Origin of the sequence: Streptomyces sp. NPDC053076 (assembly GCF_044546845.1) — a bacterium.
GTDB lineage: Bacteria > Actinomycetota > Actinomycetes > Streptomycetales > Streptomycetaceae > Streptomyces.
The window spans coordinates 1-6,933 of sequence record NZ_JBITZL010000023.1 but is presented as its reverse complement, the minus strand read 5'-3'; the positions used below and the strand labels follow the sequence as shown (position 1 = coordinate 6,933).

Below are 6,933 nucleotides of genomic sequence, written 5' to 3'. Positions count from 1 at the left end.
GGCCGGCTGACACCCGTCGAATTCGAGACCGTCATGACCACACCGGCCCTCCAGGCCGCGTGACCGAACCTGTCACCTGAACCTGCACCAGACCCCGCTCCGGCAGGCCGAAGCCTGGCAGCCGACCGGTTACTTGCTGCTCGACGCCAAGGCCGCTACCGGATCGAAACCGTTGGCCTGTACCTCACTCGCTCCGGCACCTTCGCCCGCTGGCCGGTGGAGGAGTAACTGGAGCTGCTCGGGGTCTGCTGCCGCGACCTCACCGTCGCCTGGCACGCGTCGCCGGCCCGGGCCACTGCGAGGTCTGCGCGCAGAGCTGCCCCGCATCCGGACGCCGATTCACGGAACTGCGGACAGAGTCGGTTTCAAGAGTCCTCCTCAAGCTGGTGTTGTGTCGGTCAAACCGGCGCGCCGCGGAATTACACCCGCGCGGATTCCGGCTTGCAAGCGGTCAATGCCCGTCTCAAAGGGTGCTGTTATCGATGTGGCGGCCGTGATGGGATCGCAGTGAAACGGCGCCTCCATTGAGGGGCTCCGTACACCAACTCTCCGCTGGCCGCGGGGAGAAAAGAGGGGAACACATGCTTCACAACATTGCCGTCAAGGCAACGCTGTCTGGTGCTGCCGTCTTATCGGCTCTGTTAATCCCGGCAGCCGGTTCCGCGTCCGCCGCGTCCCCCGGGTCCGGGAAGACCGTTACGGTACGGGCCGACAGCTATGACGCCCGGTGCAGGAGCCACAACCGCAACTACGTCTTGAAGAAGTACTACCGTCAGGTGCCCGTTGGCCCGCCCAGTTTTATCACTCTGCGCTGCGGCACAAGCACGTGGGGCTGGAAGCACATTAAGGCGCGGCACGGATGGAACAGCACGATGGACCGTAAGATAAGCGCTGCCATCGGGTTTGGGGCACCCAATGGCCGCGGCGGTTACTCCACCTATACGAATCAGTGCCCGGGCGGGCGAGTGGAGAAGTTCCGCACCATTATCGGTACCCCGGCCGGGGGCGGCGACCTCCTGACCGCCTACAACGTCGACCAGCGGGTTGCCGCCGCTGCTCCCTGCTAAAAACGGTGTTGGGCTGTGGGCCGAGGTGAAAGGGTGGTTGACCCCTGTGGAGGAACAGACACCAGCCGAGCAGGCCTTGAGCCGCTCGTACGTCACCGCTGACGGACTCCGGTTCGACGTCATCAAAGTGACGGTCGAGCACCATCCGGACCGCAGTGCGACGTTGACGTACTGGCTGACTGTAGGCTGCCAGGACCATCCGGATGAACGTTGGGTCGTGGCCCTCCCCTGGGACGACAAGTCCTGGGCGGATGTGCTCGCATCGCCCGCCCCCCCTCCCGACCGGCTGCTGCAGCTCGTGCACCTCGTCCACGCCCATCTAGAAGAGTGGTGGGACACGAAGGGACACAACCGGCAGTCGGCAAAGATGGGACGGCGACTTACCTGACCCATCCCCCCCAACGCAGCCAACGCCTCAGGACGCGCGAAGCCCCCGGCCGGTCCTTGAGTTCTAGTAGTCGTTGCAACACCCCAGCTAGGTTCTGTCTCTTTGGTCAGCGTCGGGTCCAGATGAGGATGCCCGCGAGGTGGAGTGCGGCCTGGTAGGCGATCGCGAGCTTGTCGGTTCGTGTGGCCAGGCCGCGCCACTGTTTCAAGCGGTTGATGCACCGCTCGACGGTGTTCCGCTGTTTGTACGCCTCGCTGTCGAAGCCGGGCGGACGGCCGCCGAGCCGGCCTCGCCGTAGGCGGTGGCCGACTTGGTCGGACGGCTGCGGGATGACCGCGCGGATACCCCGGCGCCGCAGGTGGCTGCGGATGGCACGTGAGGAGTACGCGCGGTCGGCGAGAACGGCCAGGGGCCGGGTACGGGGCCTGCCCGGGCCGGTGCGGGGCAGTGACGCCCCCCGCCTTCGAGACGGTGATGTCCCGCATCCGCCCTGCGGTGACGGTGAAGGCGAGGGGTCGTGCACGGCCGTCCGCGGCCAGGTGGACCTTGGTGCTCAGTCCGCCGCGGGAGCGTCCGAGCGCATGATCGGCGGGCTCGCCGAAGTGGTCCGCCCTTTTTTGCGTGCTCCGGCAGCGTGTTGATGGGCCCGGACGACCGTGGAGTCCACCGACACCGTCCAGTCCAGATCGTCGTCGACGTCCGCCGCCGCCAGGACGTCGGCGAGGATCCTCTGCCAGGTGCCGTCGACGGCCCACCTGATCAGCCGCTTGTGGGCGGTCTTGAACGAGCCGAGCTCGTCGGGAAGGTCGCGCCAGGGCGAGTTGGTGCGGTACTTCCACGCGATGGCATCCAGAGTGCGGCGGTGGTCGGCCCAGCGCCGCCCGCGGACCGGATCGGCAGGCATCAGCGGCTCGATCCGGTCCCACATCGCATCGGTGATCACTAATCGGACAGACACATCCGATCAACTGATCAACCCGTCAAAGAGACACGCTCTAGCCGGACCAGCCACTCCCCGGCTTTCGGCGCCCGCTACCAGTGAGTCTATGGTGTGGACGCAGCAATATTATTAATCCTCCGATCGCGAAAACTATCAGAGTCAGCGCCGTGCCTACTGCTGGAAACACTGAGAAAACCAAAAACCCGAACGACAGTAGCGCCGACCAAAAACACATCAGCATTACTGCCCTAGGGTGCGAGTTTCCGATGCGCAGAAGACGGTGATGCAAGTGGCCTTGATCTGCGACGAAGGGAGATTGTCCACGCCAAGTGCGTCTTATTATCGCCGAGATTAGATCGGCAATGGGTAGCGTTAAAATCGCCATCGGCAAAAATAGGGCTAAGTACAATGGCATCGAGGTTCGCACTACGTTCTGCTCGCTGCTCGCTGCTCGCTGCTCGCTGCTCGCTGCTCAGCTCATGCGCCAGTGCGTCGGGGTCAGTCTGCCCAAGAAACGAGATACATGCTCCCGCAAGCAGTAAACCCAGCAGCATTGCTCCAGAGTCACCCATGAATATTCGGGCAGGATACGCATTGTGAACCAAGAACCCCACGCAGACTCCCATAACAATCACCAGCGTTACGGCTGCAGGGGCCGCGGCTTCCATTCCATGTCCGAACCAAAGGCGATAGCTGTACAAAAAGGATGCGGCTGCAGCAATTCCGGATGTGCCAGCTGCTAGCCCGTCTAGTCCATCGATGAAGTTCACGGCGTTGATCGCTACCAGCAGAGCGAGAAGAGTCACGAGCGTGCTCAGCGATGGGTTGAGGGTAACGATTCCCACACCGGGAATCGGCAGCCATACGATGGTTAGACCTTGGTAGGACATTACCCCTGCGGCCGCAAGCTGCGCACCGACCTTAGCAAAGGCTGAAAGCCCAACTCTGTCATCGACGACACCGGCTAGCCAGACAATCGCAGCGCCTGACAAAATGGTGCGGAAGTCCTGGAGGTTGGGCGCTGCTTGGAACGTAGGCAAATGTTGTGTAACGAGGAATGCGGCGAGCAAGCCCCCGAGCATGGCGACGCCGCCCACCCGCGGTGTCGGTGCGCGATGCACGTCACGGGTTCGCACCCCGAGGATCCATCCCGCCGCTATTGCAAGGTGGCGAATAGGACCTGTAAGCAGGAAGGTCACGGCTGCCGCAATACACCCAACGAGCAGGTATGCACGCACGAAGGTGGCCTCTCGACACTAAAGGCCGGAGGCGGCCGTTGTTTCAGCGGCCGCCTCCGGCGGATTGTTCAGGTCAGGCGTCGGTTATGTTGGAGCCACAGTACTTCCTTGGACCGTTGGCGCCGTCCTTGAGGCACACTTCTATTGTGACTTGAGTACCTTCCGGGATCTGATGTTGCTTGGCGTGATCGTTGTCGCAGAAAGAACTGCTGCCGTCGGCGTCTTCCAAGGTGAAGTCCTGCCATTGACCGTGCTGACGCCAAGACACCTGGGCCCAGGCGCGCATGCCGTCAGCCTTTGTGTCACATACCTGTGCCCACTCCGGGTCGGTGTTGCCATGGAAGATCGCCTTGCCACCTGCGACCCCGCTGTCGCTGTCGGTGGTGTATGCCACGACCGTGTGCCCCGCAGCATTCGCGGGGGCGACAGCCATCACGGTTGCGGCACCTGCCGCAGCGAGAGCAGTAACCCATCGCTTTGCACGTATGCTGAGCATAGGACGCATGCATCCTCCGGATGTTGTGTTCCGATGCGGGGACTCCCGGCCATTGCTTGCAGGCATCCCGGCCGGGGGTTCCCTCCCTTTATGTGCGCGCCGTCACTGCCGATGGAGGCCGAGTCCGCGCATAAGGCGAGGTGATTTCGGACAAAACGAACTTGTCGGCATCCTCGATCACCCCCTCATCGCACAACTGGTCGAATTGTGCGGCACGAGAGCGATCCTAGGGTCGCAACTCCCTTGCTTTCACGGTTACTTGACAGATAGTGACCTTGTTCACGCGCAGCGTTAACAGGAGTGTCCTCCTTGACCCGATGGCGTATCTGGCCGGGCAAGGAGGACCGGCCCGCGCGCCCGACGGACCATGTGGCGCTCCAGACCACGCAGTACGTCGATGTCGCCGTCGTCCACCTCCGTTCCGAAGGTGATGGGGTCGGCGAGGGGCGCCGCCCAACTCTCCTTGCTCAAACACAGCATGCTCGGCTGCTACAACTTCACCGCCACCCCGGCTGGTGGCACCTTGCGCTCGCTGTGTGAACCGGATGGGCCCGGACTGAACTAAGTACGGGTCCAGTGAGGAGTGAACCGCGCGGGATCTCGGCTGCGAGACGCTGACCATCTGTGTGAGACTTGCTGGATGGATATGGGGCGGGAATCGCGTTGGGAGAAGGACGCGATGACGGTGGAGATCATGTTCGCCCTAGTGACGGCTGCTGTCCTAGCCGCAGCCGTGTTCGGCGTGCTATTGGTCCCAGCACTGGTCGTGGGTGTCTCCGAGCCTGCAGGGAAGGGCCTGCTTATGGTGGGGGTCGTGCTGGCGGTCGTTGCCGCGGTGTGGCGTGTGGCGCGGGTGCTGCTCCGCTTCGATGCGAATCGGCGCCAGGGGCGTTGACCTGACAAGGGCGGTGGCACATCTGGCCCCGTTCGACCTCAGCTAGCTTCCAAAGAGGCTCCCCGCACCGGTGGCCGGGGCCTCGCCGTACGAGTTCCCCAGTGACCTGAGTCAGAGGTTCGTCGTTGGTTTGGTGTGAGTCGTCATGGACCGAAGGTCCCGCCATTGTCGGTAACGGATGCCCAGCGGCTGTGCTTGAGGAATGGGTACGCCGCCGGTCGACGGCTCAGGCTTTGGCCCTGCGGTCCCGGATCGTCCTTGAGTGCGCCGAAGGGCACTCGATCATGAAGGTGACACGGCGGTTAAGGATCGCTCCCGACACGGTCCGTACCTGGCGGAGACGCTTCCTTGACCGTGGTCTGGATGGCTTGTCCGACCAGCCCAGGCCAGGTGTCCCCAGGCAGATCACCGACGCGGATGTCGAGCGGGTCATCGTCAAGACACTGGTGCCATGAGCGCAGAGTGGAGCCAGATCAACTTCTTACGTCGGGAGCCACTTCAGTGCCGTGCGGTGGAGCCCAAAGAAGTGCTTACAGACAACCGATCCGACTCCAGAGTCGGATCACTTGGCGTCGTGCGAACGGCGAAACCACCAACGGTGCGATCGCCCTCGACGCCCGCACCGGCAAGGACCTGCCAAGCCCCGGCGCCGCACCCCTCCTCGTCAACGAATCAGCCGGCATCGGACTCGGCGACTCCGGCCTCACCGCCTACCCCACCAGCAGCTGACAACAAACGGACACCCCGGCACCGTCACGAGGAGCGAGCAGGTGAACCAGCCGACCTCGCGGCTCGACATGTTGCGCTTGGCCCGCCGCGTCGTGGAGCAGCACACCGCGCGACAGCTGGCGCTCATCGACCTTTGGTTCGGCAACGAGGAACGGCGGAGTACGGCCAACGCCAAGGAGAGGAACGCCAGCCGCCACAGCCGGCGTGGCTGATTCAGTACGGGCTGAACCAGGAGAACATCGACACGGTGCACACCGGTGAGTGCTGGACGGCCGTCAAGAGCGGCCGGTGCCGCCCGGCGCCCCGGGAGCAGGTCCTCGAGGCGCCGCGGCAACAGGCGCCAACTTGCGTGCACTGCTGACCCGACACCGCTCTCGGCGTCCGCGACTAAACCTCGCCGGGGCGGGTGTCTGTGGTACGCGGGCGAGGCAGGGACCAGGCCGTGTATTTTCAGGCGCGGGCGATCTCCTTGCGGAGCCGGACGACTCACGAGTTGGCTACCCGCCCCGTGCCGCAGGGCAGCGAGCGCCACCCACTCCAGAGCGTCGGAACCGGCGTCGTGAAACCATCCAGCGATGACCCAAACGAGCAGCGACGACAGCCACACCTACCGGCGCGAGACGGAGCGGGTTGTCAACGAGATCGCCCAGAGGCTCCGCACCTTGGACGCTGGTGTGGGCTGGTTCTCCGGCCTGGCCCCGACACACCGGCAGGAGGTACTGCAGGAAGTCGCCGGCTACGCGATGCAGGCGCACAGCCGGTGCCGAACCGGGGACGCCCGGCGATCAGCATCTTCTTGCGGCCGTAGCGGTCGGCGGCGCTGCCCGCGGTGAGCAGCAGGCCGGACTGCACCAGGGAGTAGGCGTTGATCATCCACTGGATGTCCGAGGTGGCGGCGTGCACTTCGCGGGTGAGCGAGGGGATGGCCACGTTCAGGACGGTGTTGTCGAGCAGCACGGTGAGCTGCGCGCGGACGGCCGCGCGGGGGTGGCGCGCTCCGGTGTGAAGCCCACGGCCAACCCCTCGGTAATGATCTGCATGGACCCACCCCGCTACGGGTTCGCGGGGCTCCCCGCCGCCGAACACGTCAAGGCATTCCGCGTCCTCGTTTCCGTGTTCACCATTGCCGACACTCGCCGCCGCGAGACGTACTGCAAAGGCGCCTGCGGGCATCCAGGCA

Annotated in this window: 9 protein-coding genes and 2 pseudogenes; 7 read left to right on the top strand and 4 right to left on the bottom strand. The window is 64.3% G+C overall.

What is annotated here, in order from left to right; translation table 11 throughout:
* Window positions 1-581: 581 nt before the first annotated feature.
* Together ACIGYR_RS38975 and ACIGYR_RS38970 are read left to right on the top strand one after the other, a co-directional pair.
* Window positions 582-1,067 carry a hypothetical protein gene (locus ACIGYR_RS38975; protein WP_399608874.1) on the top strand — a complete coding sequence of 162 codons (486 nt, stop codon included), beginning with the start codon at window positions 582-584 and terminating at the stop codon, window positions 1,065-1,067.
* Between the two features lie 46 nt (window positions 1,068-1,113).
* On the top strand, window positions 1,114-1,455 hold the full coding sequence (locus ACIGYR_RS38970; RefSeq protein WP_399608872.1) for a hypothetical protein: 342 nt from the start codon (window positions 1,114-1,116) through the stop codon (window positions 1,453-1,455).
* Between the two features lie 106 nt (window positions 1,456-1,561).
* Here the strand turns inward: ACIGYR_RS38970 and ACIGYR_RS38965 are convergent.
* The 3 genes and pseudogenes from ACIGYR_RS38965 to ACIGYR_RS38955 all read right to left on the bottom strand — a co-directional run bounded on the left by ACIGYR_RS38965 (window position 1,562) and on the right by ACIGYR_RS38955 (window position 4,066).
* Window positions 1,562-2,413: pseudogene (locus ACIGYR_RS38965) on the bottom strand (IS5 family transposase).
* 230 nt (window positions 2,414-2,643) lie between these two features.
* Window positions 2,644-3,594, bottom strand: coding sequence for a glycosyltransferase family 4 protein (locus tag ACIGYR_RS38960; RefSeq protein ID WP_399608869.1), 951 nt, complete (start codon window positions 3,592-3,594; stop codon window positions 2,644-2,646).
* Between the two features lie 112 nt (window positions 3,595-3,706).
* Window positions 3,707-4,066 carry a hypothetical protein gene (locus tag ACIGYR_RS38955; RefSeq protein ID WP_399608867.1) on the bottom strand — a complete coding sequence of 120 codons (360 nt, stop codon included), beginning with the start codon at window positions 4,064-4,066 and terminating at the stop codon, window positions 3,707-3,709.
* Between the two features lie 703 nt (window positions 4,067-4,769).
* Between ACIGYR_RS38955 and ACIGYR_RS38950 the strand changes: the two genes are divergently transcribed.
* From ACIGYR_RS38950 to ACIGYR_RS38935, 4 genes are all read left to right on the top strand, one after another.
* Entirely contained in the window at window positions 4,770-5,024 is a 255-nt protein-coding gene (locus ACIGYR_RS38950; RefSeq protein WP_399608864.1) for a DUF6332 family protein, read from the top strand.
* Window positions 5,025-5,308: 284 nt separating this feature from the next.
* The gene (locus tag ACIGYR_RS38945) at window positions 5,309-5,479 is read left to right on the top strand and encodes a helix-turn-helix domain-containing protein (protein ID WP_399608880.1); all 171 of its coding nucleotides are present in this window, start codon (window positions 5,309-5,311) and stop codon (window positions 5,477-5,479) included.
* A gap of 315 nt (window positions 5,480-5,794) precedes the next feature.
* Complete coding sequence (locus ACIGYR_RS38940) at window positions 5,795-5,965, top strand: hypothetical protein (protein WP_399608861.1); 171 nt, start codon at window positions 5,795-5,797, stop codon at window positions 5,963-5,965.
* 363 nt (window positions 5,966-6,328) lie between these two features.
* Complete coding sequence (locus ACIGYR_RS38935) at window positions 6,329-6,586, top strand: DUF5958 family protein (protein ID WP_399608859.1); 258 nt, start codon at window positions 6,329-6,331, stop codon at window positions 6,584-6,586.
* Here ACIGYR_RS38935 and ACIGYR_RS38930 read toward each other — a convergent pair.
* Window positions 6,510-6,722 (bottom strand): annotated as a pseudogene (locus ACIGYR_RS38930) (MFS transporter); the annotation flags it as partial. The gene ACIGYR_RS38935 and the pseudogene ACIGYR_RS38930 overlap by 77 nt on opposite strands.
* Here ACIGYR_RS38930 and ACIGYR_RS38925 point away from each other — a divergent pair.
* A partial coding sequence (locus tag ACIGYR_RS38925; RefSeq protein WP_400014469.1) for a DUF5958 family protein occupies window positions 6,651-6,933 on the top strand: 283 nt, incomplete at its 3' end. The pseudogene ACIGYR_RS38930 and the gene ACIGYR_RS38925 overlap by 72 nt on opposite strands.